The sequence below is a fragment of the Hydrocarboniphaga sp. genome, from assembly GCF_965279055.1.
Taxonomy (GTDB): Bacteria; Pseudomonadota; Gammaproteobacteria; order Nevskiales; family Nevskiaceae; genus Hydrocarboniphaga.
This window is the reverse complement of the sequence record NZ_OZ257125.1, coordinates 4,920,001-4,946,045: the sequence shown is the minus strand read 5'-3', so window position 1 is coordinate 4,946,045 and position 26,045 is coordinate 4,920,001. Positions and strand designations below refer to the sequence as shown.

General features: G+C 64.1%; 25 protein-coding genes and 2 rRNA genes (1 of these 27 running past the window's edge). 4 read left to right on the top strand and 23 right to left on the bottom strand.

All coding sequences use genetic code 11. The annotated features are described in order from the left end of the window. Positions 1–5 precede the first annotated feature (5 nt). From ACQZF9_RS22140 to ACQZF9_RS22130, 3 genes are all read right to left on the bottom strand, one after another. Positions 6–710, bottom strand: a complete 705-nt coding sequence (locus tag ACQZF9_RS22140) for a SanA/YdcF family protein (RefSeq protein WP_428311126.1) — start codon at positions 708–710, stop codon at positions 6–8. Continuing rightward, positions 692–1,096, bottom strand: coding sequence for an MAPEG family protein (locus ACQZF9_RS22135; RefSeq protein WP_428311125.1), 405 nt, complete (start codon positions 1,094–1,096; stop codon positions 692–694). The genes ACQZF9_RS22140 and ACQZF9_RS22135 overlap by 19 nt, the downstream gene beginning before the upstream one ends. 77 nt (positions 1,097–1,173) lie before the next feature. Beyond that, positions 1,174–2,355 carry a vWA domain-containing protein gene (locus ACQZF9_RS22130; protein WP_428311124.1) on the bottom strand — a complete coding sequence of 394 codons (1,182 nt, stop codon included), beginning with the start codon at positions 2,353–2,355 and terminating at the stop codon, positions 1,174–1,176. A gap of 57 nt (positions 2,356–2,412) precedes the next feature. Here ACQZF9_RS22130 and ACQZF9_RS22125 point away from each other — a divergent pair, with 57 nt between their 5' ends. After that, complete coding sequence (locus ACQZF9_RS22125; protein ID WP_428311123.1) at positions 2,413–3,081, top strand: DNA-3-methyladenine glycosylase family protein; 669 nt, start codon at positions 2,413–2,415, stop codon at positions 3,079–3,081. Between the two features lie 185 nt (positions 3,082–3,266). Here ACQZF9_RS22125 and ACQZF9_RS22120 read toward each other — a convergent pair whose 3' ends face one another. The 5 genes from ACQZF9_RS22120 to ACQZF9_RS22100 all read right to left on the bottom strand — a co-directional run bounded on the left by ACQZF9_RS22120 (position 3,267) and on the right by ACQZF9_RS22100 (position 7,342). Beyond that, entirely contained in the window at positions 3,267–4,334 is a 1,068-nt protein-coding gene (locus ACQZF9_RS22120; RefSeq protein WP_428311122.1) for an NADH:flavin oxidoreductase/NADH oxidase, read from the bottom strand. A gap of 153 nt (positions 4,335–4,487) precedes the next feature. Continuing rightward, a complete protein-coding gene (locus ACQZF9_RS22115; RefSeq protein WP_428311121.1) occupies positions 4,488–5,330 on the bottom strand; it encodes an AAA family ATPase in 843 nt (280 codons plus the stop codon). A 35-nt stretch (positions 5,331–5,365) separates the two neighbouring features. Then, positions 5,366–5,875: a TPM domain-containing protein gene (locus ACQZF9_RS22110; protein ID WP_428311120.1), complete on the bottom strand. Its 510-nt coding sequence runs from the start codon at positions 5,873–5,875 to the stop codon at positions 5,366–5,368. Beyond that, positions 5,875–6,726, bottom strand: coding sequence for a TPM domain-containing protein (locus ACQZF9_RS22105; protein ID WP_428311119.1), 852 nt, complete (start codon positions 6,724–6,726; stop codon positions 5,875–5,877). The genes ACQZF9_RS22110 and ACQZF9_RS22105 overlap by 1 nt, the downstream gene beginning before the upstream one ends. Before the next feature lie 7 nt (positions 6,727–6,733). Next, complete coding sequence (locus ACQZF9_RS22100; protein WP_428311118.1) at positions 6,734–7,342, bottom strand: LemA family protein; 609 nt, start codon at positions 7,340–7,342, stop codon at positions 6,734–6,736. A 123-nt stretch (positions 7,343–7,465) separates the two neighbouring features. Here ACQZF9_RS22100 and ACQZF9_RS22095 point away from each other — a divergent pair, with 123 nt between their 5' ends. Both ACQZF9_RS22095 and ACQZF9_RS22090 read left to right on the top strand, forming a co-directional pair. Further along, on the top strand, positions 7,466–8,719 hold the full coding sequence (locus tag ACQZF9_RS22095; RefSeq protein ID WP_428313478.1) for an MFS transporter: 1,254 nt from the start codon (positions 7,466–7,468) through the stop codon (positions 8,717–8,719). Between the two features lie 31 nt (positions 8,720–8,750). After that, the gene (locus ACQZF9_RS22090) at positions 8,751–9,095 is read left to right on the top strand and encodes a RidA family protein (protein WP_428311117.1); all 345 of its coding nucleotides are present in this window, start codon (positions 8,751–8,753) and stop codon (positions 9,093–9,095) included. A gap of 312 nt (positions 9,096–9,407) precedes the next feature. Here ACQZF9_RS22090 and ACQZF9_RS22085 read toward each other — a convergent pair whose 3' ends face one another. The 12 genes from ACQZF9_RS22085 to ACQZF9_RS22030 all read right to left on the bottom strand — a co-directional run bounded on the left by ACQZF9_RS22085 (position 9,408) and on the right by ACQZF9_RS22030 (position 23,935). Next, positions 9,408–10,592: a phosphoglycerate kinase gene (locus tag ACQZF9_RS22085; protein WP_428311116.1), complete on the bottom strand. Its 1,185-nt coding sequence runs from the start codon at positions 10,590–10,592 to the stop codon at positions 9,408–9,410. 70 nt (positions 10,593–10,662) lie between these two features. After that, entirely contained in the window at positions 10,663–11,664 is a 1,002-nt protein-coding gene (gene gap, locus ACQZF9_RS22080; RefSeq protein WP_428311115.1) for a type I glyceraldehyde-3-phosphate dehydrogenase, read from the bottom strand. A gap of 53 nt (positions 11,665–11,717) precedes the next feature. Beyond that, positions 11,718–13,712, bottom strand: coding sequence for a transketolase (gene tkt, locus ACQZF9_RS22075; RefSeq protein ID WP_428311114.1), 1,995 nt, complete (start codon positions 13,710–13,712; stop codon positions 11,718–11,720). A gap of 105 nt (positions 13,713–13,817) precedes the next feature. Beyond that, a complete protein-coding gene (rpoZ, locus tag ACQZF9_RS22070) occupies positions 13,818–14,081 on the bottom strand; it encodes a DNA-directed RNA polymerase subunit omega (RefSeq protein WP_428311113.1) in 264 nt (87 codons plus the stop codon). Positions 14,082–14,116: 35 nt separating this feature from the next. Beyond that, complete coding sequence (gene gmk / locus ACQZF9_RS22065; RefSeq protein ID WP_428311112.1) at positions 14,117–14,776, bottom strand: guanylate kinase; 660 nt, start codon at positions 14,774–14,776, stop codon at positions 14,117–14,119. A gap of 324 nt (positions 14,777–15,100) precedes the next feature. After that, positions 15,101–17,572, bottom strand: coding sequence for a catalase (locus tag ACQZF9_RS22060; RefSeq protein ID WP_428311111.1), 2,472 nt, complete (start codon positions 17,570–17,572; stop codon positions 15,101–15,103). Positions 17,573–17,995: 423 nt separating this feature from the next. Further along, complete coding sequence (locus ACQZF9_RS22055; protein WP_428311110.1) at positions 17,996–19,357, bottom strand: FAD-dependent oxidoreductase; 1,362 nt, start codon at positions 19,355–19,357, stop codon at positions 17,996–17,998. Beyond that, the gene (locus ACQZF9_RS22050) at positions 19,354–19,617 is read right to left on the bottom strand and encodes a 4Fe-4S dicluster domain-containing protein (protein WP_428311109.1); all 264 of its coding nucleotides are present in this window, start codon (positions 19,615–19,617) and stop codon (positions 19,354–19,356) included. The genes ACQZF9_RS22055 and ACQZF9_RS22050 overlap by 4 nt, the downstream gene beginning before the upstream one ends. Further along, on the bottom strand, positions 19,605–21,827 hold the full coding sequence (locus tag ACQZF9_RS22045; RefSeq protein WP_428311108.1) for a molybdopterin-dependent oxidoreductase: 2,223 nt from the start codon (positions 21,825–21,827) through the stop codon (positions 19,605–19,607). The genes ACQZF9_RS22050 and ACQZF9_RS22045 overlap by 13 nt, the downstream gene beginning before the upstream one ends. Before the next feature lie 301 nt (positions 21,828–22,128). Then, positions 22,129–22,362 (bottom strand): hypothetical protein, encoded by a 234-nt coding sequence (locus ACQZF9_RS22040; protein WP_428311107.1) that lies wholly within the window; start codon positions 22,360–22,362, stop codon positions 22,129–22,131. 123 nt (positions 22,363–22,485) lie between these two features. After that, a complete protein-coding gene (locus ACQZF9_RS22035; RefSeq protein WP_428311106.1) occupies positions 22,486–23,406 on the bottom strand; it encodes a YicC/YloC family endoribonuclease in 921 nt (306 codons plus the stop codon). A gap of 124 nt (positions 23,407–23,530) precedes the next feature. Beyond that, positions 23,531–23,935 (bottom strand): histidine biosynthesis protein HisIE, encoded by a 405-nt coding sequence (locus ACQZF9_RS22030; protein ID WP_428311105.1) that lies wholly within the window; start codon positions 23,933–23,935, stop codon positions 23,531–23,533. 151 nt (positions 23,936–24,086) lie between these two features. On the opposite strand from ACQZF9_RS22030, the gene ACQZF9_RS22025 reads away from it, so the two are divergent. After that, positions 24,087–24,866 (top strand): glutaminyl-peptide cyclotransferase, encoded by a 780-nt coding sequence (locus ACQZF9_RS22025; RefSeq protein WP_428311104.1) that lies wholly within the window; start codon positions 24,087–24,089, stop codon positions 24,864–24,866. Positions 24,867–24,925: 59 nt separating this feature from the next. Here ACQZF9_RS22025 and ACQZF9_RS22020 read toward each other — a convergent pair whose 3' ends face one another. From ACQZF9_RS22020 to ACQZF9_RS22010, 3 genes are all read right to left on the bottom strand, one after another. Then, positions 24,926–25,201: a ComEA family DNA-binding protein gene (locus tag ACQZF9_RS22020; RefSeq protein WP_428311103.1), complete on the bottom strand. Its 276-nt coding sequence runs from the start codon at positions 25,199–25,201 to the stop codon at positions 24,926–24,928. 189 nt (positions 25,202–25,390) lie between these two features. Continuing rightward, positions 25,391–25,505, bottom strand: a 5S ribosomal RNA gene (rrf, locus tag ACQZF9_RS22015). A gap of 133 nt (positions 25,506–25,638) precedes the next feature. Beyond that, positions 25,639–26,045, bottom strand: a 23S ribosomal RNA gene (locus ACQZF9_RS22010) (it continues 2,435 nt past the right edge of the window).

Genomic DNA, 26,045 nt, shown 5'->3' with positions numbered 1-26,045 from the left:
GCGGCTCACCGCGAACCGCCGCTGGCGCCGGCACCGACGCTGCCGCCCTGGTTCAGATCGATGGTCTCGGGCGCGCCGAGAAACTTCGGCCGCGTGCGCAGCACGAACAGATCGAGCACCGCCTTGACCCGCGCGAACACCTCGCGCGTATACGGCTGGAAATGCGGGCCGGGCCCCGGCGCTGCATAGGCGGCGATGCGCATGTTGATCTTCTTGCCGATGAAAACGGCGCGGTAGGCGTGGTATTCCTGGGTGATCACGGTGATGCGGTCCAGCCCGAACACGTCGTGCGCGCGGGTGATGGAATCGAGCGTGCGCAGGCCGGCGAAATCCATGGTGATGACGTTGTCCGGAATGCCGGCCTTGACCAGCTCCTTGCGCATCTGCCGTGGCTCGTTGTAGGTCTCGTCGGGGTTGGCGCCGCTGACGATGATGTGCCGGATCTTGCCGATCTGGTAGAGCTGCACCGCGGCCTCGATGCGGCCGTAGAAATGCGGATTGGGCTTGCCGTTGCCGGTGTACGGGCTGGTGCCGAGCACCAGACCGACATCGTTCTCCGGCAGCAGCGCCCAATTGCGGTAGACGTAGGCGTCGGTGCTGTTGATGACCCAGCGATTGGCGAGCAGGGTCAGCAGCGCGATCACGAATAGCGCGCTCCACAACAGGCGCCACAGGCGGCGCCGCAGTCGTTTCAGACGAAGAGTTGCCACAGCATCCAGAACATGAGGAAGAGTTGGATCGACCAGAACGTGGCGCGGATCAGCACCAGGATCTGGTTGGTGCCGATCAGGTGCACGACGCTCTGGCCGATGCGGGCGTACAGCACGTACGCGGCGAAAGCCGCAATCGCGTCCGCACGGCCCAGCGCCTGCGCCGACAGCACGATCGCAGCAAAGACAACCAGATTCTCCACTGCGTTCGCATGCGCGTCGCCGGCGCGAATCGCGAAGCCCGCCTCGTTGGCCGGCTTGCTGCCGCGCGGCCAGGCATTGATCGGCGTGCCGGTCAGGAAGCGGAAGCCGCGGTAGCCGAACACGATCAGCACCAGCAGCAGGGTCCAGCCAGCAAATCCAAGCAAAGCGTGAATGGCAGCCATCAGATTGTCTCCCCAGTAGTTTTTTGTTGAAGCCCTGTCGAGCAGGGCGGCTAGTGTAGCGGACGCACCACGCGCCCCTAGTGGCTGAGCCGGCGCATGCCCTGCTCGAGCCCGGCCAGCGTCAGCGGGAACATCCTGTCCTCACCGACGAGCTTTTGCACTACCCCAACCGAAGGCGTGTACTCCCAGCGCTGCGGCGCTTCGGGATTGAACCAGACCAGATGCGGATAGGCGTTCATCAGCCGCTGCATCCACACCGCGCCGGCCTCCTCGTTCCAGTGCTCGACACTGCCGCCAGCCTGGACGATTTCGTAGGGACTCATCGCAGCGTCGCCGACGAACACGATCTTGTAGTCGGGCGTGTACTTGCGCAGCACGTCGTACAGCGGAATACGCTCGGCGTGGCGGCGCGCATTGTCCTTCCACACACTTTCGTAAATGAAGTTGTGGAAGTAGTAGTACTCGAGATGCTTGAACTCGGTCTTGGCCGCGCTGAACAGCTCTTCGCAGATCTTGATGTAAGGGTCCATCGAGCCGCCGACATCGAGAAACAGCAGCACTTTGGCCGCGTTGCGGCGCTCCGGCACCATCTTGATGTCGAGGTAGCCGGCGTTGCGCGCGGTGCTGCGGATGGTGTCGTCCAGGTCCAGCTGATCGGCCGCGCCTTCGCGCGCAAAGCGGCGCAGGCGGCGCAGCGCGATCTTGATGTTGCGCGTGCCGAGCTCGACGCTGTCGTCGAGGTTCTTGAAGTCGCGCTTTTCCCAGACCTTGACCGCTTTCTTCTGCCCGCCTTCGCCGCCGATGCGCACGCCTTCCGGGTTGTAGCCGCCATTGCCGAACGGGCTGGTGCCGCCGGTGCCGACCCATTTGTTGCCGCCCTGGTGACGGTCCTTCTGTTCTTCCAGACGCTGCTTCAGCGTCTCCATCAATTTGTCGAGGCCGCCGAGCGCGGCGATCTTGGCCTTCTCCTCATCGGTGAGGAATTTGTCGGCCTGCTTGCGCAGCCATTCTTCGGGGATGCTGGTGCCGAAGGCTTCGCCGGTCACCGCCTCGATGCCCTTGAAATAGGCGGCGAACGCGCGATCGAAGCGGTCGTACTGGCTTTCGTCCTTGACCAGCGTGGTGCGCGCGAGGTGATAGAAGTCGTCGATCGAGAAGATCGCGACGTGCTTGGACAGCGCTTCGAGCAGGGTGAGAAACTCGGAGAGTGCCGTTTTCAATCCCGCGGCACGCAGCGTGAAGAAGAACGAGAACAGCATGGTCCAGGCCGATCCGGGTGGTTACGGGTTCATCGCATTGTACGCAAGGGCGCGCTCTTGAGTCCGGCGCCGGTCAAAGTGCTGGTCAGCGCCGATGAGATGGCCGCCGCCGAGCGCCATCTGGCCAGGCGCTGCCCGGTGATGAAGCGGCTGATCAAGACCTACCCGCGTTGCACCATCGGCCAGTCGCGGCTCGATCCGTTTCATGTGCTGTGCACCTCGATCATCAGCCAGCAGCTGTCGGTGAAAGCAGCCGACACGATCCAGGCCCGCGTCGCCACCGCCGTGCTGGCCGGCGCGACAAAGAAGGGCTGGTTCACGCCGGCGCATTTCGTCGAGGCCGAGCACGAGATCCTGCGTGCCGCCGGCCTGTCGAATGCGAAAGCCAGATGGCTGGTCGGCATCGCGCGACTCGTACACAGCGGCGAATTTAGTTTTGCGAAGCTGCGCCACATGGACGACGAGTCCGCGATAGCAGCGCTGGACGCGCTGCCCGGCATCGGCCGCTGGACCGCCGAGATGTACCTGATGTTCGCGCTCGCGCGCCTGGACATTTTCTCGCTCGGCGACGTCGGCCTGCGCAACGGCGTCAACCGGCTGTTCAACGATGGCGACAAGCTCGACGACGAGGCGACGCTCGCGATCGCGGCGCGCTGGGCGCCTTACCGGTCGATCGCCAGCTGGTACCTGTGGCGCGCGATGGAGGCGGCGCCCAAGCTGGCTTAGCGCTGCACCCGCATGGAGTTGCCGACACCACCCTCCGTTCGTCCCGAGTAGCTTCGCTTGCGAAGCGTATCGAGGGAGCGGATCGCGGTCGGGTCCCTCGATACGCGGGCAAAGCCCGCTACTCGGGACGAACGGAGGGTGGTGGTATCCGCACCGGATTCCCGCTTTCGCGGGAATATCAGGCCCTACCAGGCGCGCCCGTATTGCAGCGGCGCCTTGATCTCCGCGCCGAGCTGCTTGGCGGCATGCATCGGCCAGTACGGATCGCGCAACAGCTCGCGGGCCAGCAGCACCAGATCGGCGTCGCCGGCTTCGATGATCCCCTGCGCCTGCAGCGCCTCGGTGATCATGCCGACCGCGCCGGTGGCGATGCTCGCTTCGCGGCGGATGCGCGCCGACAACGGCACCTGGTAGCCGGGCCCGACCGGGATTTTCACTTTCGGCAGATTGCCGCCGCTGGAGACGTCGATCAGGTCGACGCCCAACGGCTTCACGCGGCGCGCCAGCTCGATGCTCTGTTCGATGTCCCAGCCGCCGCTATCGGCCCAATCGGTCGCGGAGATGCGCAACAGCAGCGGCAGCCGTTCCGGCCACACGGCGCGCACCGCGGCAATCACATCGAGCGTCAGCCGGATGCGATTGTCGAAGCTGCCGCCGCAGTCGTCGCTGCGCTGATTGCTCAGCGGCGACAGGAATTCGTGCAGCAGATAGCCGTGCGCGCCGTGAATTTCGATCAGCTCGAAACCGGCGGCGAGCGCGCGTTGTGCCGCCAGCGCGAAGCTCGCGATCAGGTCGGGCAGCTCGGACGCCGCCAGTGCGCGCGGCGTGATGGAGCTGTCGTCGAAAGCCAGCGCGCTCGGCGCGACGATCGGCGCCCAGCCGCCCTGCTCCGGCGTGATGCCGAGACCGCCGTCCCAGGGCAGGGCGCAGCTGGCCTTGCGGCCGGCATGCGCAAGCTGGATTCCGGCAACCGCGCCGGCTTCCCTGATGAAACGCGTGATCGGCGCCCAGGCCGCGATGTGCTCGTCGCGATACAGGCCGGTGTCGCCGGGGCTGATGCGGCCGCGCGCCTCGACGGCGGTGGCCTCCGCGATCACCAGGCCGGCGCCGCCGATCGCGCGGCTGCCCAGATGGACGCGATGCCAGTCGTTGGGCGATCCGTCGACGGCCGAGTACTGGCACATCGGCGAGACGACAACGCGATTGCGCAATGTGAGGTCGCGCAGCTTGTAGGGCTCGAAAAGACGACTCATCTGAAACTCCGAATGCGAATGCTTGCCTCTCCCTCCGGGAGAGGTCGGCGCGCTTGGCGCGTCGGGTGAGGGCGTTTCAGATTAGATCGGCGCTGCGAGGCCCTCACCCGTCGCTTCGCGACACCCTCTGCCGGAGGGAGAGGGAAAAAGCAGCTAGTTTCCGCGACGCGCCATGAACGCGATGCGCTCGAACAGATGCACGTCCTGCTCGTTCTTCAGCAGCGCACCGTACAGCGGCGGCAGCGATTTCTTGGTCGCGGTTTCGCGCAGCACGCTGGGATCGATGTCCTCGGCCATCAGCAGCTTGAGCCAGTCGAGCAGCTCCGAAGTGGACGGCTTTTTCTTCAGGCCCGGCAGATCGCGCAGGCCGAAGAACACTTCCATCGCCTCCTTGACCAGATTCTTTTTCAGATCCGGGAAATGCACGTCGACGATCTTCTGCATCGTTTCCTTCTCGGGGAAACGGATGTAGTGGAAGAAGCAGCGGCGCAGGAACGCATCCGGCAGTTCCTTTTCGTTGTTCGACGTGATGATGATCACCGGGCGATTGGTCGCGCGGATGGTCTGCTTGGTTTCGTAGACGTAGAACTCCATCTGGTCGAGTTCGCGCAGCAAATCGTTCGGGAACTCGATGTCGGCCTTGTCGATTTCGTCGATCAGCAGCACCGGCTGCTGGTTGCTTTCGAAACACTCCCAGAGCTTGCCTTTGATGATGTAGTTGCCGATGTCCTTGACCTTGTCGTCGCCGAGCTGGCTGTCGCGCAGGCGCGACACCGCGTCGTATTCGTAGAGGCCGTGCTGGGCCTTGGTCGTGGACTTGATTGCCCAGTCCAGGAACGGGCGGTTCAGCGCCTTGGCGACTTCCATCGCCAGCTGGGTCTTGCCGGTGCCGGGCTCGCCCTTGACCAGCAGCGGCCGGCCGAGGGTCACGGCGGCATTGACCGCCATCGTCAGGTCGTCGGTGGCGACGTAGTTTTCGGTACCTTCAAAGCGCACGGCGGATCCTCGGTGGCGGGCAGCGTTACCGCAGTCTAAATGACGATCGGTGCATCCGGCAGTTCATTGCCGGCATCGGCGCGCTCCGGCGGGTACTTCGCCAGCACCGCGGCGACGGCCTCGATACCGGCGACCGAGCCGGCGCTGTAGCGGCCGGCGGCGTAGTGCTGCTCCATGATCCGGCAGCAGGCTTCCCATTCGGCGGGCGGCACGCGGCCATCGGCGACCCCGCGGTCGGCGACGATTTCGACGTCGCGATCCGCCAGCAAAACGTAGATCAGCACGCCGTTGTTATGTTCGGTGTCCCAGACGCCGTAATGCGCGAACAGCTCGACCGCACGCTGCCGCGGCGTGGTGCCGGCGAGCACGCTGGCGACCGGCAGCGCGGCCTCGACGATGAAGCGGATTTCGCCCGGATGCTGGCCTTCGCAGCGCTTCGTCGCGGCTTCGATGTCGGCGAGCACGGCTGCCGGAAAATGGCGGCGCGTGGCGCGCGCGCCGAGCAGATGGCGCCACAGGCGCGAGCCCTTGCTTGCGGATGTCATCACCATCTCCCCGAAGCGCCGCCGCCACCGAAGCCGCCGCCTCCGCCGCTGAAACCGCCACCACCGCCGCCGAAGCCGCCGCCGCCACGACCACCGCCACTGAGCATGCCGTAGAGCACCGCTTCGGCGCCGCCGATGACGAAGATGAAGGCGAAGATCGCGTAGATCAGCGCGCCGGCCAAGCCGATCAGTAGCGCCGCGATGACGCCGGACACGATCAGCGCGGTGCCGGCGCCGGCGACGCGATTGGTCGAGAAACGCACCACGAAACCGACGATGACGCCGATGATCACCGCGATCACGCCCAGCGGCGAAATCTCGCCGTGCCGCGAAGAATGCGAGCGATCACGCGAAGGCTCCGGCAGCGGCTCGCCGTCGACGACTGCGATCATCGCGTCGACACCGGCGGAGATGCCGGTGTAGAAGTCGCCGTTGCGGAAGTAGGGCGTGATCGTCTCGCTGATGATGCGCTTGGCGATCGCATCCGGCAGCGCGCCTTCCAGGCCGTAGCCGACCTCGATGCGCAGCTGCCGGTCGTTCTTGGCGACCAGCAGGATCGCGCCGTCGTCGACGTTCTTGCGGCCGAGCTTCCAGGCTTCCGCAACGCGAATGCCGTACTGCTCGATGGTCTCGTCGCCCAGCGTCGGCACGATCAGCACCGCCAGCTGGCTGCCCTTGCGCTGCTCGAACGCCGCGAGCTTGCTGTCCAGCGCCTGCTGCTCGGTCTGCGTCAGCGTGCCGCTGGTGTCGGTAACGTGGGCACGCAGCGCCGGCACCGGTGTCTGCTGCGCCCACGCCGGCACCGCGGCGAACAGCGCCGCGAGCAGCAGAAAACGGCTGAAAATCCGCACGCGACGCTTACTGCGGCTTGCCGAAATCCACGGTCGGCGGCTTGGCAATCTGCGCCTCGTTCTCGACCTTGAAGTTCGGCTTGACGCTGGCGCCGAACATTTTCGCGGTCAGATTCTGCGGGAACGAGCGCACCGTGACGTTATAGACCTGAACCGCGTCGATGTAGCGCTTGCGCGCCACGGTGATGCGGTTCTCGGTGCCTTCGAGCTGCGCCTGCAGATCGCGGAACGCGGCGTCGGATTTCAGGTTCGGATAGTTCTCGCTGACCACCAGCAGGCGCGACAGCGCCGAGGTCAGCTGGCCCTGGGCCTGCTGGAATTTCTCGAAAGCTTCCGGATCGTTGATCAGCTCCGGCGTCGCATTGATGCCGCCGACTCTCGCCCGCGCCTCGGTCACCTCGACCAGCACGCTTTTCTCCTGGTCGGCGTAGCCCTTGACGGTGTTGACCAGGTTCGGCACCAGATCGGCGCGCCGCTGGTACTGGTTCACCACTTCGGACCAGGACGCCGTCACCGCTTCATCCTGCTGCTGGATCTTGTTGTAGCCGCAGCCCGACAGCAGCAGCGCCAGCATCGGCACCAGCCAGATCGCGAACCGCTTCGACGTATGTTTCATCGTCACTCCCTGTGTGTTCAACGGCCATCCGCCAGGATCGGCAGAGGCCCTCTGCGGAATGATCTTAGCGGTCGCCGCCTTTTCAAGCTGGCATCATGGCCGTCCGATCGTCGCAGCGCCCGTATCGTGTCGACTTCCACCGCCGCTCCCGCCGTCGCTTTCGCCGCGCTGCGCCATCCCGGCTATCGCCAGTATTTCGCCTGGTCGGCGATGGCGATGATGGCCGACAGCATCGAGCACGTGATCAGCTACTGGGTGTGTTTCCAGAAATTTCATTCGCCGGCGCTGGGCGGCTTCGCGGTGATTTCCCACTGGCTGCCGTTCCTGCTGTTTTCGGTGTACTCCGGCCTGCTGACCGACCGCTACGATCCGCGCCGCATGATCCAGCTCGGCATGGGCCTGTTCAGCGCGGTGTCGGTGGCCTGGGGTCTGCTGTTCCTGAACGACTCGCTGCAGCTGTGGCATGCGGCGCTGCTGCTGATCCTGCATGGCTGCGCCGGCGTGCTCTGGGGCCCGGCCTCGCAGGTGCTGCTGCACGACATCGTCGGGCCTGCGCATCTGCAGAGCGCGGTGCGGCTGACGGCGACCTCGCGCCAGCTCGGCCTGCTCGCCGGCCCCGCGGTCGGCGGTGCTTTCCTGCTGCTGCTCGGCCCGTCGTTCGGCATTCTGGCGAATGCGCTGCTGTATCTGCCTTTCATCATCTGGCTGATCGCCGCGCCTTACGGGCCTCAGTTTCGCGCGGCCGGTGCGAGCGTGGCGCGTCGCGCGATCCGCGGCTTCGGCGACATCTGGAGCACCCTTCGCGAAGTCGGCAGCAACCGCGTGATCGTGTCGATGACCGCACTCGCCGGCTCGGCTTCGCTGTTCATCGGCAACGCCTACCAGGCGCAGATGCCGGGCTTCGCGCAGGACCTCGGTCACACGCATGCGGACCTGTCGTACAGCGCCCTGCTCGCCGCCGATGCGGCCGGCGCGCTGGTTGCCGGCGTTTTGCTGGAAAGCCGCAACCTGCTGCGGCCGGCGGCGCGCACCGCCTGTGTGCTGGCGATGATCTGGTGCCTGTCGCTGGGCACCTTCGCGCTGCTGCCGTTCTACCCGCTGTCCCTGCTGCTGCTGTTCTTCACCGGCTTCGTCGAACTGGCCTTCAACTCGATGGCGCAGACCCTGGTGCAGTTGGAGGCGCCGGCCGAAATGCGCGGCCGCGCGATCGGCGTCTACAACATGTTCGCGATGGGCATGCGCACGTTCAGCGGCATCACCGTCGGCCTGGTCGGACAGCGCATCGGCATCCACTGGTCGCTGGCGCTCAGCGCGGCGGTGCTGTTCGTCGTGGTCGGCGTGCTCATGCAGCGCGGCTTGCGCGCGCAGCCGCAATAGAATGAGCGCTTCAACCGCAGGAGCCCGTTCGATGATCCAGCGTTTCGAGGTGGGGCGGCGCATGTCCGAGATGGCCGTTCACAACGGCGTTGCCTACCTGGCCGGCCAGGTCGCCGACGATGCCAGCGCCGACATTCGCGGCCAGACCGCGCAGGTGCTGGCGTCGATCGACGCCTTGCTGGCGCAGGCCGGCAGCGACAAGACGCGCATCCTGCGTGCCGAGGTTTTTCTGGCCGACATCGCCGACTTCGCGGCGATGAACGACGTCTGGGACGGCTGGGTCGCTCAAGGCCACACCCCGCCGCGCGCGACCGTGCAGGCGCGGCTCGCGCTGGCGGAGTGGAAGATCGAAATCGTGGTGACGGCGACGGTTTGAGCCGGACAATAGCGGCAGGTCACGAACCGCCCTGCGCGCGCGGGAGATGCGTCCCTCGATACGCCGCTACGCCGCTACGCGGGATGAACGGGCTCAACGCCAGCCCATGTAGGGTCGTGATCCGCCGTTTTAAGCCGCCACAACAAAACTCCGTTCGTCCCGAGTAGCGGGCTTTGCCCGCGTATCGAGGGAGGCGACCGCACTTTCGTGCCGGATTCCGACGATACGCCGCGTCGCGGCCACTCGGGATCAACGGAGAGCGGTGATATCCGCGCAGGATTCCCGCTTTCGCGGGAATGACAGCGGCGAAGCTCAGCCCTTGAAGCGCTGCTCCAGCGCTTCCACCGCCGGCAGCTTCTTGCCTTCGAGGAATTCCAGGAACGCGCCGCCGGCGGTCGAGATGTAACCGACGTCCTTCTCGATGCCGAACTTGGCGATCGCCGCGACGGTATCGCCGCCGCCGGCGATCGACATCGCGCTGGACCTGGCGATCGCCTCGGCCAGCGACTTCGTGCCGGCCGCGAACGAGTCGAACTCGAACACGCCGACCGGTCCGTTCCAGACGATGGTGCCGGCCTTGGCCATGATCTCGGCGAGCTGCGCCGAGGTATCCGGGCCGATGTCGAAGATCATGTCGTCGTCGGCCACGTCATCGGCCGACTTCACGCTCGGCGCGGCATCGGCGGCGAACCGGGTCGCGGTGACCACGTCGGTCGGGATCGGCACCGAGGCGCCGCGCTGGGCGAGCTTGTCGATGATGCGCCTGGCTTCCGGCACCAGATCTTTTTCGGCCAGCGATTTGCCGATCGGCTTGCCCGCCGCGAGCAGGAAGGTGTTGGCGATGCCGCCGCCGACGACCAGCTGGTCGACCTTGTCGGCGAGCGCGTCGAGAATCGTCAGCTTGGTCGAGACCTTGGAACCGCCGACGATCGCCACCAGCGGGCGCTTCGGATTGCCCAGCGCCTTGCCGAGCGCTTCCAGTTCGGCGGCCACCAGCGGGCCGGCGCAGGCAACTTTCGCCGCGAGCGCGAGACCCACCGTGGTGGCCTCGGCGCGATGCGCGGTGCCGAAGGCGTCATTGGCGTAGACGTCGCACAGCAGCGCCATTTTTTTTGCGAGCTCTTCGCTGTTCTTCTTCTCGCCCTTGTTGCAGCGGCAGTTCTCGAGCAGCACCACTTCGCCCGGCTTGACGGTGAAACCACCGTCGACCCAGTTCTGGATCAGCTTCACTTCCTGGCCGAGCAGCTCGCTCATGCGCTTGGCGATCGGCGCCAGCGAATCGGCCGGCTTGAACTCGCCTTCGGTCGGACGGCCCAGATGGCTGGTGACCATCACCGCCGCGCCTTTCTTCAAAGCCAGCTGAATGCCGGGAATCGACGCGCGGATGCGCGTGTCTTCGGTGATCGCGCCGGTGTCGTCCTGCGGCACGTTGAGGTCGGCGCGGATGAACACGCGCTGGTTGGTCAGATCGAGATCAGCGAGGCGGAGAAAATTCATGTGTGTTCCATAAGGCTGTGCAAGCGAAAACCCCTCCGGTAAAGGAGGGGTCTCATTCGAAACGCGGCGATTACTTCGCGGCTACGACGCGCGCCATTTCCAGGCACTTGTTGGAGTAGCCCCACTCGTTGTCGTACCAGCTGACCAGCTTGACGAAGGTGCTGTCGAGCGCGATGCCGGCGTCGGCGTCGAAGATCGAGGTGCGGGCGTCGCCGCGGAAGTCGGTGGCGACGACCTTGTCTTCGGTGTAGCCGAGGATGCCCTTGAGCGCACCTTCGGACTGCGCCTTCATTTCGGCCTTGATCTCTTCATACGTCGCCGGCTTTTCCAGCTCGGCGGTCAGATCGACAACCGAAACGTCGGAGGTCGGCACGCGGAAGCTCATGCCGGTGAGCTTCTTGTTGAGCTCCGGAATCACCACGCCGACGGCCTTGGCCGCGCCGGTGGACGAGGGAATGATGTTCTCGAGAATGCCGCGACCGCCGCGCCAGTCCTTGCTGCTCGGACCGTCGACGGTCTTCTGCGTCGCGGTGGTGGCGTGCACCGTGGTCATCAGGCCGCGCTTGATGCCCCATTTGTCGTTGATGACCTTGGCCAACGGCGCCAGGCAGTTGGTCGTGCACGAGGCGTTGCTGATGATCTGCTGGCCGGCGTAGGTCTTGTGATTGACGCCGTAGACGAACATGGGGGTGTCGTCTTTCGACGGCGCCGACAGGATGACTTTCGGCGCGCCCGCGTCGATGTGCTTCTGCGCGGTGGCCTTGTCGAGGAACAGGCCGGTGGATTCGATGACGACGTCGGCGCCGACTTCGTTCCACTTCAGGTTCAGCGGATCGCGTTCCTGCGTCAGGCGGATCTTCTTGCCGTTGACGATCAGCGCGCCGCCTTCGATCGAGACTTCGCCCTTGAAGTGGCCGTGCACGGAATCGTACTTGAGCATGTAGGCGAGATAGTCGGGCTCGAGCAGGTCGTTGATCGCGACGATTTCGATGTCGCCGAAATTCTGCACTGCGGCGCGCAGCACGTTGCGGCCGATGCGGCCGAAGCCGTTGATGCCTACTTTCACTGCCATGTCTCGATCCTCTTGATTAGCCAAACGTTGACGACAAAGGTGGGAGCGACGCTTCAGCCGATCAAGGCCTGCACGCGCGAAACGATGTTGGAAACGGTGAGCCCGAAGTGCTCGAACAGCGCCGGCGCGGGCGCCGATTCGCCGAAGCTGTCGACGCCGATCACGTCGCCGTCGTCGCCGACGAAGCCGCGCCAGTACTGCGTAACGCCGGCTTCGACCGCGAGGCGCTTGGAGCCTTTGGGCAACACGCTCGTGCGGTAGGCCGCGTCCTGCTTCAGGAAGCGCTCGGCGCAGGGCATCGATACGACGCGCACCGCGTGGCCGGCGTCGGCCAGTTTCTTCGCCGCGTCGACGGCGATCGAGACTTCCGAGCCGGTGGCGATGATCACCGCCTCGAAGCTGCCGAGCGGCTCGTGGACGACGTAGCCGCCACGCAAAATCTGTTCGGCCTGCCCGGCCGGATGCGGCTGCGGCGGCAGGTTCTGCCGCGACAGCGCCAGCGCGGTCGGGCCATTGCGGCGCTCGACGGCCGCCTGCCAGGCGATCGCGGTTTCGAACGCGTCGGCCGGGCGCCAGGTTTCCAGGTTCGGAATCAGGCGCAGCGCCGAAACATGCTCCACCGGCTGGTGCGTCGGGCCGTCTTCGCCCAGGCCGATCGAGTCGTGCGTGAATACGTGGATCACGCCGATCTTCATCAGCGCGGCCATGCGTACCGCGTTGCGCGAATAGTCAGAAAACACCAGGAAGGTGCCGCCGAACGGGATCAGGCCGCCGTGCAGCAGCATGCCGTTCATGGCGGCCGCCATGCCGAATTCGCGCACGCCGTAGGAGATGTAATTGCCGAACACGCGAGCCGGCTTGCTGGTCAGCGCGCCTTCCCAGCGAGTCAGGTTGGAATCGGTCAGATCCGCCGAGCCGCCGAGGAATTCCGGCAGCTGCGGCGCGATCAGGTTGAGCGCGTTCTGCGAGCTTTTACGCGTCGCCACCGGCTTGTCGACGGCGAGGAAAGTCGAATGCAGGTGAGCGACGGTTTCCGCCCAGTTTTCCGGCAGCTTGCCGGCGATGCGGCGACGCAGTTCGGCGGCTTCCTTCGGATACTCGGCGGCGTAGCGATCGAACAGCGCGTTCCACACGCGTTGCGCGGTCGCGCCTTTCTCCATGGTGTTCCAGCCGTCGCGGATGTCCTGCGGAATCTCGAACGGCGCATGCGGCCAGCCCAGCTGCTCGCGGGTCTTGGCGATCTCCTCGGCGCCCAGCGGCGCGCCATGCGAGGACTCCTTGCCGGCCTTGTTCGGCGAGCCGAAGCCGATGACGGTCTTGCAGCAGATCAGCGTCGGCTTGTCCTTGGACGCGCGCGCGGTTTCGATCGCCAGCTTGATCTCGGCCGGGTCGTGGCCGTTGACCTTGCGCACGACCTGCCAGCCATAGGCTTCGAAGCGGCCGGGCGTGTCGTCGGCGAACCAGTCATGCACTTCGCCGTCGATCGAGATGTTGTTGTCGTCGTAGAACACGATCAGCTTGCCCAGGCCGAGCGTACCGGCCAGCGAGCAGGCCTCGTGGCTGATGCCCTCCATCAGGCAACCGTCGCCGGCGAAGACGTAGGTGTAGTGATCGACGACCGGAAAGCCGTCGCGGTTGAACTGCCAGCCGAGCACCGATTCGGCGATCGCCATGCCGACCGCGTTCGCCAGGCCCTGGCCCAGCGGGCCGGTGGTGGTTTCGACGCCGGCCGTCACGTACTGCTCGGGATGGCCCGGCGTCTTGCTGTGCAGCTGACGGAAGTTCTTCAGATCATCGATCGTCAGGCCGTAGCCGCTCAGATGCAGCAGCGAATACAGCAGCATCGAACCGTGGCCGTTGCTGACGACGAAGCGGTCGCGGTTGAACCACTTCGGGTCCGCCGGATGATGCGAGAGGTAGTCGTTCCACAGCACTTCGGCGATGTCGGCCATGCCCATCGGCATGCCGGGGTGGCCGGAGTTGGCTTTCTGCACCGCGTCCATCGAGAGGGCGCGGATCGCGTTGGCAAGTTCGAGACGTGTGGGCATTAAGTACTTTTTGAAAGGGACGACGGCAGCGCGGACGCGTTCGCAAACGACAAGGCCGGCAATAAGCCGGCCTCGCTACAGCATGCTTGCACGCAAGAGGACAGCTTAAAGATCGAAGCTGGCGTCGAGCGGCTCGAGGTCGACCTTGGGCTGCTGGATCGCCGGCAGATCCTGCTCGGCGAGGACGTCCTTGCCGACATGTCCGTCGGCGATTTCACGCAGCGACAGCACGGTGGACTTGTGGTTGCCCCAGGGCAGGCGCGCTTCGGCGCCGCGGGCGAGCTGACGGGCGCGCTTGGCTGCGACCAGGGTCAGTTCGAACTGGTTGGGGATCTTATCGAGGCAATCTTCGACGGTAACGCGGGCCATGTGCACAACTCTGGCAGCGGAAAAGGGCGGCGAGTTTAGCCGATTTGCCCGGGCGAGGCCAGCAGATCCTCGATCAGCGCCTGGTGGCCGCTGCGCTGGCGCGCCGCCTGCAGCCGCGGCGCCAGCAGGATCGCGCCGAGTTCGGCCACGGCCCTGTCGAAATCCTGGTTGATGACCAGATAGTCGTATTCGTCGTGGTGCGACATCTCCTCGCGCGCAGCGGCCATGCGCCCGGCGATGACGTCGTCGCTGTCGGTGCCGCGCGAACGCAGCCGGCGTTCGAGCTCAGCGGCCGAAGGCGGCAGGATGAAGATGCTGGTCACGGCCGGATGCTGCTGCCGAACCTGGCGCGCGCCCTGCCAGTCGATGTCCAGGATGACGTCGTGGCCGGCGTCGAGCAGCGCCCGGGTGCGGGCGCGCCCGGTGCCGTAGCGGCGGCCGAAGACTTCGGCGTGCTCAAGGAATTCGTTGCCTTGCGCCATCGCCAGGAAACCCGGCATGTCGGTGAAGTGGTAGTGCACGCCATGCTGCTCGCCGGGCCGCGGCGCGCGCGTGGTGTACGAAACCGAGATTTCGGCGCTGACGCCATGCGCCGCCAGGTAGGGCAACAGCGCGCGGCTGAGGCTGGTCTTGCCGCCGCCGGACGGCGCCGACAGGATGAACAGACCGCCTGGGGAAGTCGGGTTGAGGCTCACGAAACGCTCGGTTGTCGGCGGCGGCAGCAACGCCGGGCGGCGCAGTTTGCGGTCAAAGCGCGCGGACCGGAAGAGCCGGCGGCGGAAAAGGGCTCGGCAGTCCGCCCGAACGGTAGCGTGAACGCTTCCGACGACCGTCGCCAGGCGATTCATGGATCCCTCATCGGCACGCCCCTAGGCTTGCCGACACGGAAACAAATCTAAGGTAGAAGGGGCTGCCGTCATCGACCCGCGCCGATACCAAGCCCAGACGACGTCGCCAACGAACTGCGGCGGACCTCGCCGTGCAAGGCAAAGGGCCACCGCGCCCCGTTGCCTGTCTGCCTAAACCAACGGCGGATCCATGTCTCGATCGAAGTAGCGATGCTTGGCCAGTGCGGCGATGAACGCGTCCACGCCGGCCGACCTTCGTTTCCCCTTCGCCGACATCGCATCCTGGATGATTCCCAGATCGGGGCTGCCATCGGCAAGCACCGTCGGTAAACCGGCCGCCTCGATGAGCTGCCGCGATGCGCCCAGCGCGAGTATCGGTTTGCAGTGGCGGTATTGGTCCTTCAGGAATTCCTTCACCTGCCCGAGCGCCGACAAGCTGGCCTGCGCCGCCTCGCCGCCGGGAATCACCACGGCGTCCCAGAGCACGGACGGCGCGGTTTCGGTGGTGATCTCGACGTGGATGGGCTGGCCCGATTCGGGCTTGACGATGCCGAGCCTCGCGCCGACGAAGCGCGGCGCGGCACCGGCTTCGATCAGCGCCTGATGCACGGCGCGCAAGGACACACCGTCGACGCCATCGCACACCAGCAATGCGATCTTCTTGCCGGTGGCGCTGCCATCGCCCGGACGAGCGAACAGCGACAGCATCTTCGACACCTCGACTTCGGGCTTGGCCGCGTTCGCCAGCGCCCTCGGCTGGGCCGGTGGCACCGGAATGCCGAGACCAGCGGCGACACCCTGAGCGAGCTCGTCCGCCACATTCGCCAGCAGGCCGAGCACGCGCTCGCGGATCGCCTGCACCTGCACGCGCGTCAGCTCGAAGCGGAACGCGGCGATGATGTGGTTCTTCTCCACCTGCGTCTGGCTGTTCCAGAACAAAGTCGCCTGCGTGTAGTGATCGGCGAACTTCTCCGGCTTGCCGCGCAGCTTGTCTTCGAACACCGGCGCGGGAAACGTCGTGAAGCCGCGCATGCCGGCCTGAAACGGGCAACCGCCGCCGAGTGAATTCGGCTCGTAGGCGACACGCCCGCGCGGTATCGCCTGACGGTGGATGCCGTCGCGCTGATTGTTGTGCACCGGCGCGATCGAGGCGTTGATCGGCAGCTCGTGGAAATTCGGGCCGCCCAGGCGGCTGAGCTGCGTGTCGAGATACGAGTGGTGCCGGCCGTGCAGCAGCGGGTCGTTGCTGAAGTCGATGCCCGGCACCACGTTGGCGGTACCGAAAGCCACCTGCTCGGTTTCTGCGAAGAAGTTGTCGGGGTTGCGGTTCAGCACCATGCGGCCGACGGGAACCAGCGGCACCAGCTCCTCCGGCACGATCTTGGTGGCGTCGAGCACGTCGAAGCTGAACTGTTCCGCCTGCTCCTCGGTGAACGTCTGCAGGCACAGTTCCCATTCCGGGAACGAGCCGGCCTCGATCGCTTCCCACAGATCGCGGCGATGGTAGTCGGCGTCGGCGCCGCTGATCTTCACCGCCTCGTCCCAGACCACGGAATGCGTGCCGGCCACCGGGTTCCAATGAAACTTGCAGAACACCGACTTCCCGGCTTCGTTGACCAGCCGGAAGGTGTGAACGCCGAAACCCTGCATCGTGCGATAGCTGCGCGGCAGCGCGCGGTCCGACATCACCCACAGCAGCATGTGCGTGGACTCGGGCATCAGGCTGGCGAAGTCCCAGAACGTGTCGTGCGCCGACGCGGCCTGCGGAATGCCGTTGTGGGGTTCGGGCTTCACCGCGTGGATCAGGTCCGGAAACTTCATCGCGTCCTGGATGAAGAACACCGGGATGTTGTTGCCGACGATGTCCCAGTTGCCCTCGTCGGTATAGAACTTGACCGCGAAGCCGCGAACGTCGCGCGCGAGATCGGTGGAACCGCGCTCGCCGGCCACCGTCGAAAAGCGCACGAACACCGGCGTGATCTTGCCGGCCGCCGCGAAAGGTGCAGCCTTGGTCAGCTTGCCGAGCGGCTTGTAGCACTCGAAATAGCCATGCGCGCCGGACCCGCGCGCATGGACGATGCGCTCGGGAATGCGCTCGTGATCAAAGTGCGTGAGCTTCTCGCGCAGCACGAAGTCTTCGAGCAGCGTCGGCCCGCGCAGGCCGGCCTTCAAAGAGTTCTGGTTGTCGCTGATCGCCGTGCCCATGTTGGTGGTCAGCGCCTGGCCCGCCGAGTCGACGCGCACGCGATCCAGCGTGTCGATGGTGGCGTTGACGCCGGCGGCCGCGGCGCCGCCGGTCTTCGCCGATGCGCTCGACTCGGTCTGCGTGCTCGCCGTTGCCAAAGGATTCGGCGATGCCACGGCGGTGCCGGCCCGCGGCGCGTGCGCGTTGTCGTAACCGTGCTCGCCGGCTTTCAGTGCGTTGAATGGCTGCGCCTGAGCCATCACCTGGGCGCCGGCCTTTTGCCGGACCGCATTCTTCTGTGGCCTGGTCGTGGCGGCTGCCGGATCGATCTGCGCGGTGGAAGGCCCGCCCACCGTCGCCAACGCGCTGGGGATGGCTTCACCGGTCAAGGGAACGGACTTGGATGGCGGTTTTTTCGAGGCCGGCTCAGCGCGGGCGTGTTTCTTTTTCTGGGGCATGGATTCCTTTCCTTGAGAACAAGCACGGGGCATCGCCGCAGTGGCAGGCCGCCGCAATCAGCGGCTTCGCACGGATGCCGTACTGGTGAAGCGGCGCGCCGAGTCTGGTCAGCGCGAGCTTTCCCCGGTCTGAAGACGAGCCTTGTTTTGCGCTTTGGTCCAGCGATGTCGAACAGCAATTCGGAACGTCCGCAACCTTCGCGTCGCCTTCAACTAAGCGGGTTCGAGGCCGCCGGAGGGGGATTCTTTGGGGCTGCGGATTGTCACTCAGTTGAGCGGCTGTTCTCGTACTTCGTGATCAGCAGATCGCGCGCCTGACGGCCGGTGAGCATTCTGCCGACTAACCCGAGACGCTCATGTACTAGAGGCTACCCGTCGGGATCGTCTGCTCCATGCCCTTCGAAAGCTAATCGGGCCAAGCAGTCACAATCCGTGAGGACGCGCAGTGGCAAGCAGCTCGGACCAGTCAGTCCGCTTCAGGCGCGGACGATCGATCCCGGCGCCTGCCGACAGCTCGGCCTCGTCGATGGATTGCCAGCCTCTGTAGCTGACCACACCAATTGATCGCTTTTGAAGTACGTCCGCAACCTCGCGGGCGCTCGATACGAGATCGGTGCCGATACGCCCTGATCGGAAGTCTTCGAAAAGGGCATCGACTGCGCGATGAGCACACAGCTTGTTGGAGCCGATGATTCCGCTCGGACCGCGGGCGATCCATCCCGTCACATAGGTGCCACCGCGGTCCAGTCCCTTCACTCGCTGTGCTTGGTGGGGGACCGTGCCGGTTGCCGAGTCGAACGGCACACCTGGCAACTCACATCCCCGGAACCCGATCGCAAAAAGCACGAGGCCGGTCTCCAGCAGCTCGCAACTGCTCGGTGCCTGCACTTCCCTTCGGGCCTGCATCGCTTGGTTGTGCTCGAAACGTATTGCTTCGCAACGGCGATCCCCGACAACTTCAACCGGAGTAGCCAGAAACTGCAGCCGGATGCGTCGCGCAGGCCCGGCTTGTCGAGCACTCCAACTCCGCAGTGTTTCGAGCTTGCGGCGCGCTTCCCAGGAAAGACCGCCCGCGTTGGCAATTGCCTCATCGACGACGCCGTCGGGGCCGACCGACACATCGACACCTTCAAGATGTCCAAGCTCTGCCAACTCGGGATTGTTGAACGCAGCGTACTGGGGACCGCGCCTTCCCATGACGACGACCTCGCGGATACGGCTACGACTCAAGGCCTCAAGTGCATGCCCGGCAATGTCGGTGCGCTTCAACTCATCGCAGCTCAGACTCAGGATACGAGCGACGTCGAGCGCAACGTTGCCATTACCGATGATCACTGCGCGCTCGGTCGAGAAGTCGTAAGTTCTGCCGGAGTGATCAGGGTGGCCGTTGTACCAGTTGACGAAGTCGGTCGCGGAGCCACAGCCCGGCAGGTCACTGCCGGGGACGCCCGCAGGCCGCGAAGCCGCTGCGCCATAGGCGTAGATCACCGCGTCGTACCAATCCCGTAGTTCGGCCGCCTGTACATCACGACCGATTTCGACATTTCCGAAGAAGCGGAATCCCGGGATCGCGGCGGTCAGCTCGAAAACGCGGGTCACCCCTTTTTTCTCCGGGTGGTCTGGCGCTACGCCGTTTCGCACCAGCCCCCATGGGGTCGGCAAGCGATCGAAGACATCCACTTCCACCGTAACCTCATGCTGACGCAACAGATGCCCGGCCGCGTACATCCCGGAGGGTCCTGCCCCGACGATCGCGACCCGCAGTACTCGTCGTTCCGCGGTCATTCCTCGACCCTCTCGAAGTACTCGGCATTGATCCGCGCGTAATCCTTCCATTTCTTGGGCAGTGCCTTGGCCTCGAAGATCGCACCGACGGGGCAGGCCTCGACGCAGGCTTCGCAATGAATGCAGAGGCTGGGATTGATGTACAGCTGCTCCGTTTTTTCGAACCCGGGTTGGTCTGGGCGCGGCGAAATGCAGTTGACCGGGCAGACTTCAACGCAGGAATAGTCAGCGACACAAGGTGCAGCGATCACGAACGGCATGGGCTTTCCTCGGTCGCCTGCGGCTCGTTCGATTCACTGCGACCCAGGCCGATGATTCGTACCGGGACGCCGGTGAGCTGCGGCTGGCCCGACGGCCGATCCGATTGGCCGGCGGCGTCGGACGTCAGGTCGTTGAAGCAGGCACCGCCGGCAGCAACGGCGCGTTTCCACCCGCCACGATGACCCCAGCCATGCGGCAGGCCGACGGTCCCGGGCATCACTTCGTCGCTGACCCAGGCCATGACTTCGATTGCACCGTATGCAGACTCGACACGGACCCGGTCGCCGCTGCGAATGTCGTGGGCCCTGGCGTCGGTCGGGTGCACTCGCAGTCGCTGGAAGCGATCACCCGCCATTAGCTTCGGAATGTTGTGCAGCCAGGTGTTGTGCGAACGCAGCTCGCGCACGCTGATGATGAACAGCGGATAGGCCGCGTCGACCGTCGGGCGCGACGCCAGACGTTGCATCTCGTCATGTATCACCGAGTGCTCCAGATGCACCTTGTGGTCATGCGTTTCCAAGCGCTTGCCCAGCACGCCAGTGGGCGGATGATCGTGCAACTTGACCCCGGCTCCATCGCGCACCAGCTTGGCGCGGTTGAAACCCTTGGGGCGGAGACCGAACCAGTCGCCCATGGGCCCGAGTCGCAGGAAAGCGTCCACGAGGGTCTGCGGTGAAAAGCGGATGCCGACCTTGCCCAGCGCCCTGACCACGGCGAACGGCGACGGCACGATGTCGATGCGTCGGCAGATCTGATCGAGAATCCACCAGTCATCCCGGACACCAGGCGGCGGTGGCACTACCGCCTCGGACCATTGGGCGTACGGCACCGCGGTGTGCGACATCGTGAAGATGGGAAAGCCTTCGCGCTCGATCCACAACGTCGGCGGCAATACGTAATGCGCGAGGCGGCTGGTTTCGGTCAGATAGGGGTCCATCGAGACCAGCAGGTCAAGCCCGCCGAGCGCTTTCTCCAGGCGGCGCCCACCCGGTCCCGAGGCCGCAGGGTTGCCGTGCGACACCAGCAGCGCCTTGAGCTGCCCTTCACCGGGTGTTTCGATCTCGGCGGACATTGTGGCGATCGGCGCGCTGCCGGCCACCTCCGGCACACCTTCCACGCGCGAGCGCCAGCGGTCATAGCCGACCTGCCCGGTGTCCTTCATGAGCTTTTCGATGTCGATCATTGAGTGGCCGCAGACGACGCCGCCGGGGCGGTCGAAGTTGCCGGTCACCAGATTCAGTGCATCGACCAGATACTTGGTCAGCGTTGAGAACTGCCCCAGCGAAGATCCCCAGCGGCAGTAGCACGAGGCGCTTGTCGCGGCGACGAAGTCGCGCGCGAGCTGAGCGATGCGGTCGGCCGGAATCCGTGTCTCGACAGAGGCCCGTTTCAATGTGGCGACGTCGACCAATTCCTTCAGGAACGGCAAACCGTTCACTCGCGAGGCAATGGTGTTCTGCGCAACCAATCCCTCCTCGAACAGAAGACGGATCATCGCTGCCAGCAGCCAGGCGTCAGCGTCGGGCCGGATCGGCACATGCTCAAAAAGCTCGGCAGTCTCCGTCCTGCGCGGATCGACTACCACGACTCTGCCACGACGACGGACCACGTCCTGCAGCGCCTCGCGAACATGGCCGACGGTCATCATGCTGCCGTGGGACACCACCGGGTTGGACCCCAGGATCAGCATGAACTGGGTACGCGCAACATCCGGGAACAGCGTCAGAAAATTGTTGCCGTACAGCAGCTGGTTGACGACGTAGTAATTGTTGATATCGAGCGATGCCGCGAGAAACGTGTGCTTGGTCTTGAGCGCGGCCGCCACGCCGAGGGCGGTTGCAAACGCGGCGTAGTTCCAGACGATGGGATTGCCTAGATACACGCCGACGCTTTGCGTCCCGTTGTTCTTGATGACGGCTCGCAGCCGGCTGCCGATCTCGTCGAGCGCCTGATCCCAGCTGATCGGTTCCAGCTCACCGTTGGCTGCACGCCGAAGCGGCTGCGTCACCCGATCCGGATCGTTGCGGACATGATGAAACTGGGTGCCCTTGGAGCACGCAAAGCCAGCTGAGCTAGGGTGCTGAGCATCCGGCCGGATGCTTAGGACCTCATCGCCACGCACCTCGACGACCAGGCCGCAAGAGGCTTCGCAAATACCGCAAGTGGTCCGCTTCGATACCACCGGTGCCTCTTTGACGCTGGCGTTCATCGCTTTCTCCTCCGCGCTCGCTCTTTGGCGACTAGGCATGTTGCCGACGGATAGGGCACCTCGTGCACAACTTTCGGCTAGCAAAGCTTGTACTACGGCCGGACGATTACGTAACGCCGCTCTTGAACGAATTCGATAGTAGGCATAACCGGGACGGGTCAAGACGTCCATCTCACCGACCATCAACGCGGCGAGGCAGATACCAACACCACGAATGACCGTTTTCAGATCAGTCAATCATGGTCTTCGGCCGTCAGCTCAGGGCTGGTACTTGCCGGTCGCGTCCTGTGCAACTTACTGATCAGAACGCACGAGAATCGGCGATCAGGATCAGTGACAGTCGCCGGTCACGGACGGTGAGCGCGCGCAGGGGCACAGCGCCAGCAGAAAATCGGCAAAGTGTGCGCGGGACGCTGGATTCTTCTACGAAGAAATCGCCGGCCTCGCGCACGGTCATCTGCAACACCTGCGCGATGGCTTCGCTGCGGCTGATAACGCCACCATCGTCCGCGTGATCCAGCTCGCCGCGGATCACACGCCCGCGCACCGATCAGGGCATCCATCGACGGGCTGAGCACATGGTGAAAGCTAACTACACGCTCGACCGGGGGAAGTCACAACAGACAAAGCCTGTCGCGGGCCAGGCTGCGCCCAGACATCACTCGATGTTCTGCACCTGTTCGCGCATCTGCTCGATGCTGACTTTCATCTCGACCGCGTACCGGGTCATGTCGGCGTCCTGGGATTTGGACGACAAGGTATTGGCTTCGCGATTGAGTTCCTGCATCAGGAAGTCCAGGCGCCGGCCGACCGGCTCGGGCCGGTCCAGGGTCGCCCGCACTTCCAGCAAGTGCGACAGCAGGCGCGAGATTTCTTCCTCGACGTCCAGGCGTTGCAGCGCGACGACGAGTTCCTGTTCGAGCCGCCCCGGGTCGAGCTCGACGCCGAGTTCGCGGGCGCGGGCGCGCATGCGCTCCCACCACAGGCCGCGGACCTGCACGTAACGGTCGCGAACCTGCCCGGCCAGAACCAGCAGGGCATCGCAGCGCTCCAGCAGAAACTCGCCGAGCCGCTGGCCTTCGCGACTGCGGGTGTCGGTGAAATCTTTCAGCGTTTGCTCGAACAGGCTGCGCGCGGCTTTTTGCAGCGGTGCCGTGTCGGCCGTCTCCTCCCGGGTGACACCCGGATACGCCAACACCCGTAGCGCGTCGGGCAAGGCAACAGCCGTTATCGTCTGCGATATAAGATCCAAAGCATCGCGAACGTCGGTCAATCGCCCCACATCAATACTGATCGAGCCGCCGGCCGCGCCGTCGCGCTGGTAGCGCAGGCCGCATTCGACCTTGCCGCGTGCCACGTGCGGGCTGGCCTGGTTGCGGAAGTCGTTTTCGAGCGCACGAAAATCGTCCGGCAGCTTGAACTGCAGGTCGAGATAGCGATGATTGACGCCGCGCATCTCCCAGCTCAGCCGACCCCAGGGGCCTTGAGCTTCGGAGCGGGCATAGCCCGTCATGCTGCGGATCATGGGTTGCGGTCCATCGGCGCCACCAAGGGTTGCGGCCCCGAAATGCCGGAGCAATCAACACATTGTAAGACGCGCCGGAGACTACTGCCGCTCGTGAACTTGAGCGACAAAGCAACCCGGACGTGGTGTCCGGGCGTCTTTGGCGGCGTAAGCGCAGGCGGCAGTGCCGCCCACAGGCTTAGACGATCGGCGTCGGAGCCGGAGCAAGCGCCGGTTCGGCAGGCGCGACAACCGGCGCGACTGCTTTCTTGACGGACTTGCGAGCCTTCTTGGCCGTACCCTTGGCCTTGGCGACGAGCTTCTTGACGGAAGCCTTGGCCTTCTTGACGCTGGTCTTCTTGCCGGCGGCCTTCTTGGCAACCTTCTTAGCCGCCTTTTTCGGGGCGGCTTTCTTGGTGGCTTTTTTGGCGACCTTCTTCGCAGCCTTCTTCGGAGCCGCCTTCTTGGCAACCTTCTTCACGGCCTTTTTGCTGGCCTTCTTCGGAGCTGCCTTCTTTGCCACTTTCTTCACGGCCTTCTTGGCGGTCTTCTTAGACGCCTTCTTTGCCGAGGACTTCTTCGCCGCTTTGGATTTCGCCGCCATGTGTCTATCCTCCGTCTATACAGACGTTCCAGCATTGTTGAGATTAAGCTAACGAAGAACCCATTCTTCGCTATTTTGGAACTTTACGCACTTGGCTAGAAAAGTCAATACTCCCTCACAATCCTATGCTTTCCCGAGGCTTGTAAGCGGTTTGAAGGCGCTCGGCGGGGCTTGTCTGCTGGTTTTGTACTCGGCCACGGTCGCTGGAGCGGATACGCCTAGCCTCGGCTACCGCATCGTCGCCAAATACCCTCATGACATCCGGCACTTCACCGAAGGACTGGAAATCAGGGATGGACAGCTTTACGAGAGCACCGGCGGCTATGGCCAATCCCAGGTTTTCATCAAGGATCTGCGCACGGGCCGTACGTTGCGCCAGCTGAATCTTCCGTCCGCGATGTTCGGCGAAGGGTTGACCACGCTGGTCGATCAGGTCTTCGTGCTGACCTGGCGCGAGGGCGTGGGCATGATCTTCGACCGCCAGCTCAGGGAGAAACGCCGCTTCAAGATCCCGCGGGAAGGTTGGGGCCTGACCCACATGCCGACCCTAGGTGGCGAACGCCTGGTAATGAGCGACGGCAGTTCCAAGCTGTTCCAGCTTGATCCGGCAACGCTGAAAGACACCGGCAGCATTAGCGTCACCGAAAAGGCTTATCCGGTCGAACGCCTCAACGAGCTGGAGTATGCGCGGGGTGAGATCTACGCCAACGTGTGGATGAGCCCGAAGATCGCCGTCATTCAGACCGGCAGCGGGCAAGTTCGCGCCTGGGTTGATCTGAGCAGGTTATCGTCGCTGTTCGAGAAGCCGGCCAGTTGGAATGCGAGCGAACATGTTCTGAACGGAATCGCTTTCGATCCGGAATCCGGCCATTTTTTCGTTACCGGCAAATGTTGGCCAAAATTATTCGAGATCGATATTTCTGCCGACTGAGAAGAAAAGAGCGGCGATCCCGACTTACGCCGAAGGTCGCCGCTCAATAATGTCGCGGGTTACTTGTCAGCAAATTTGATTTTGTCTTTGTTCTTTTCGCTGGTTTTCTTGCCCCAGCCTTTCACCCGTTTATCGACGTCATCCAGACTGGTAAAGGGCGTTTTTGCACGCTCGGCAACAATCACGGCCGCCATTTTCTCACCGACCCCGTCGAGTTCTTTGGCGATGGTCTTTGCGTCGGCGGTGTTGATATTGACCGCGGCCCATCCCAGGCTCGAGAACGACAAAAGCATTAATGCCAGAAACCATTGCCGCAAGTTGAATTGGCTGTTCATGACGCGATCCCCGCAGTAAGCCGCTTCATGGCGGCTTGCAAAGCGTGGTCGTGTTGTGTGTTCAAGCCCGTGCTGCGGTTCACAGGAGCGAAACGGGCTTGGTGCAGCGCTTCACATCAGAAGCGACTTTTCCCGCCGCCAAAAAGAAACCCCCTCGACGACTACACGTTGAGGGGGTTGGTATTAAGAGCCTGGCAGTGTCCTACTCTCGCATGGTCATTGCCACACTATCATCGGCGCTGAGTCGTTTCACTTCCGTGTTCGGGATGGGAACGGGTGGTTCCAACTCGCTAATGCCGCCAGGCAAACTGGCTGAGTTCTTGGTTTATGGTGTCCAAGAAGCTCGAATTTGGTTTGTAGTCAACACGATGTTGCGTAAGCGTTTTGTTCTCAAGGCACAAAGGTGCGATGACGGTTAAAAAATGCTTGAGCGTTATATGGTCAAGCCTCACGAGCAATTAGTACGCCTTAGCTACATGCATTACTGCACTTCCACATGGCGCCTATCAACCTCCTAGTCTAGAAGGGCTCTTAAGAGAGCTTAAAGCTCTGCGAAGTCTCATCTTGAGGTGGGCTTCCCGCTTAGATGCTTTCAGCGGTTATCCCGTCCGTATTTAGCTACCCAGCGATGCCACTGGCGTGACAACTGGAACACCAGAGATACGTTCAACCCGGTCCTCTCGTACTAAGGTCAACTCCTCTCAAACTTCGAACGCCCACGGCAGATAGGGACCGAACTGTCTCACGACGTTCTGAACCCAGCTCGCGTACCACTTTAACCGGCGAACAGCCGGACCCTTGGGACCTGCTACAGCCCCAGGATGTGATGAGCCGACATCGAGGT

Bases quoted from the DNA above. Each gene is read 5' to 3' on its own strand.
- ACQZF9_RS22135 (WP_428311125.1), bottom strand. From the start codon at position 1,096: ATGGCTGCCATTCACGCTTTGCTTGGATTTGCTGGCTGGACCCTGCTG.
- ACQZF9_RS22130 (WP_428311124.1), bottom strand. From the start codon at position 2,355: ATGCTGTTCTCGTTCTTCTTCACGCTGCGTGCCGCGGGATTGAAAACG.
- ACQZF9_RS22120 (WP_428311122.1), bottom strand. From the start codon at position 4,334: ATGAGTCGTCTTTTCGAGCCCTACAAGCTGCGCGACCTCACATTGCGC.
- ACQZF9_RS22110 (WP_428311120.1), bottom strand. From the start codon at position 5,875: ATGACATCCGCAAGCAAGGGCTCGCGCCTGTGGCGCCATCTGCTCGGC.
- ACQZF9_RS22100 (WP_428311118.1), bottom strand. From the start codon at position 7,342: ATGAAACATACGTCGAAGCGGTTCGCGATCTGGCTGGTGCCGATGCTG.
- ACQZF9_RS22090 (WP_428311117.1), top strand. From the start codon at position 8,751: ATGATCCAGCGTTTCGAGGTGGGGCGGCGCATGTCCGAGATGGCCGTT.
- ACQZF9_RS22085 (WP_428311116.1), bottom strand. From the start codon at position 10,592: ATGAATTTTCTCCGCCTCGCTGATCTCGATCTGACCAACCAGCGCGTG.
- gap (WP_428311115.1), bottom strand. From the start codon at position 11,664: ATGGCAGTGAAAGTAGGCATCAACGGCTTCGGCCGCATCGGCCGCAAC.
- tkt (WP_428311114.1), bottom strand. From the start codon at position 13,712: ATGCCCACACGTCTCGAACTTGCCAACGCGATCCGCGCCCTCTCGATG.
- rpoZ (WP_428311113.1), bottom strand. From the start codon at position 14,081: ATGGCCCGCGTTACCGTCGAAGATTGCCTCGATAAGATCCCCAACCAG.
- ACQZF9_RS22060 (WP_428311111.1), bottom strand. From the start codon at position 17,572: ATGCCCCAGAAAAAGAAACACGCCCGCGCTGAGCCGGCCTCGAAAAAA.
- ACQZF9_RS22055 (WP_428311110.1), bottom strand. From the start codon at position 19,357: ATGACCGCGGAACGACGAGTACTGCGGGTCGCGATCGTCGGGGCAGGA.
- ACQZF9_RS22050 (WP_428311109.1), bottom strand. From the start codon at position 19,617: ATGCCGTTCGTGATCGCTGCACCTTGTGTCGCTGACTATTCCTGCGTT.
- ACQZF9_RS22045 (WP_428311108.1), bottom strand. From the start codon at position 21,827: ATGAACGCCAGCGTCAAAGAGGCACCGGTGGTATCGAAGCGGACCACT.
- ACQZF9_RS22030 (WP_428311105.1), bottom strand. From the start codon at position 23,935: ATGGCGGCGAAATCCAAAGCGGCGAAGAAGTCCTCGGCAAAGAAGGCG.
- ACQZF9_RS22020 (WP_428311103.1), bottom strand. From the start codon at position 25,201: ATGAACAGCCAATTCAACTTGCGGCAATGGTTTCTGGCATTAATGCTT.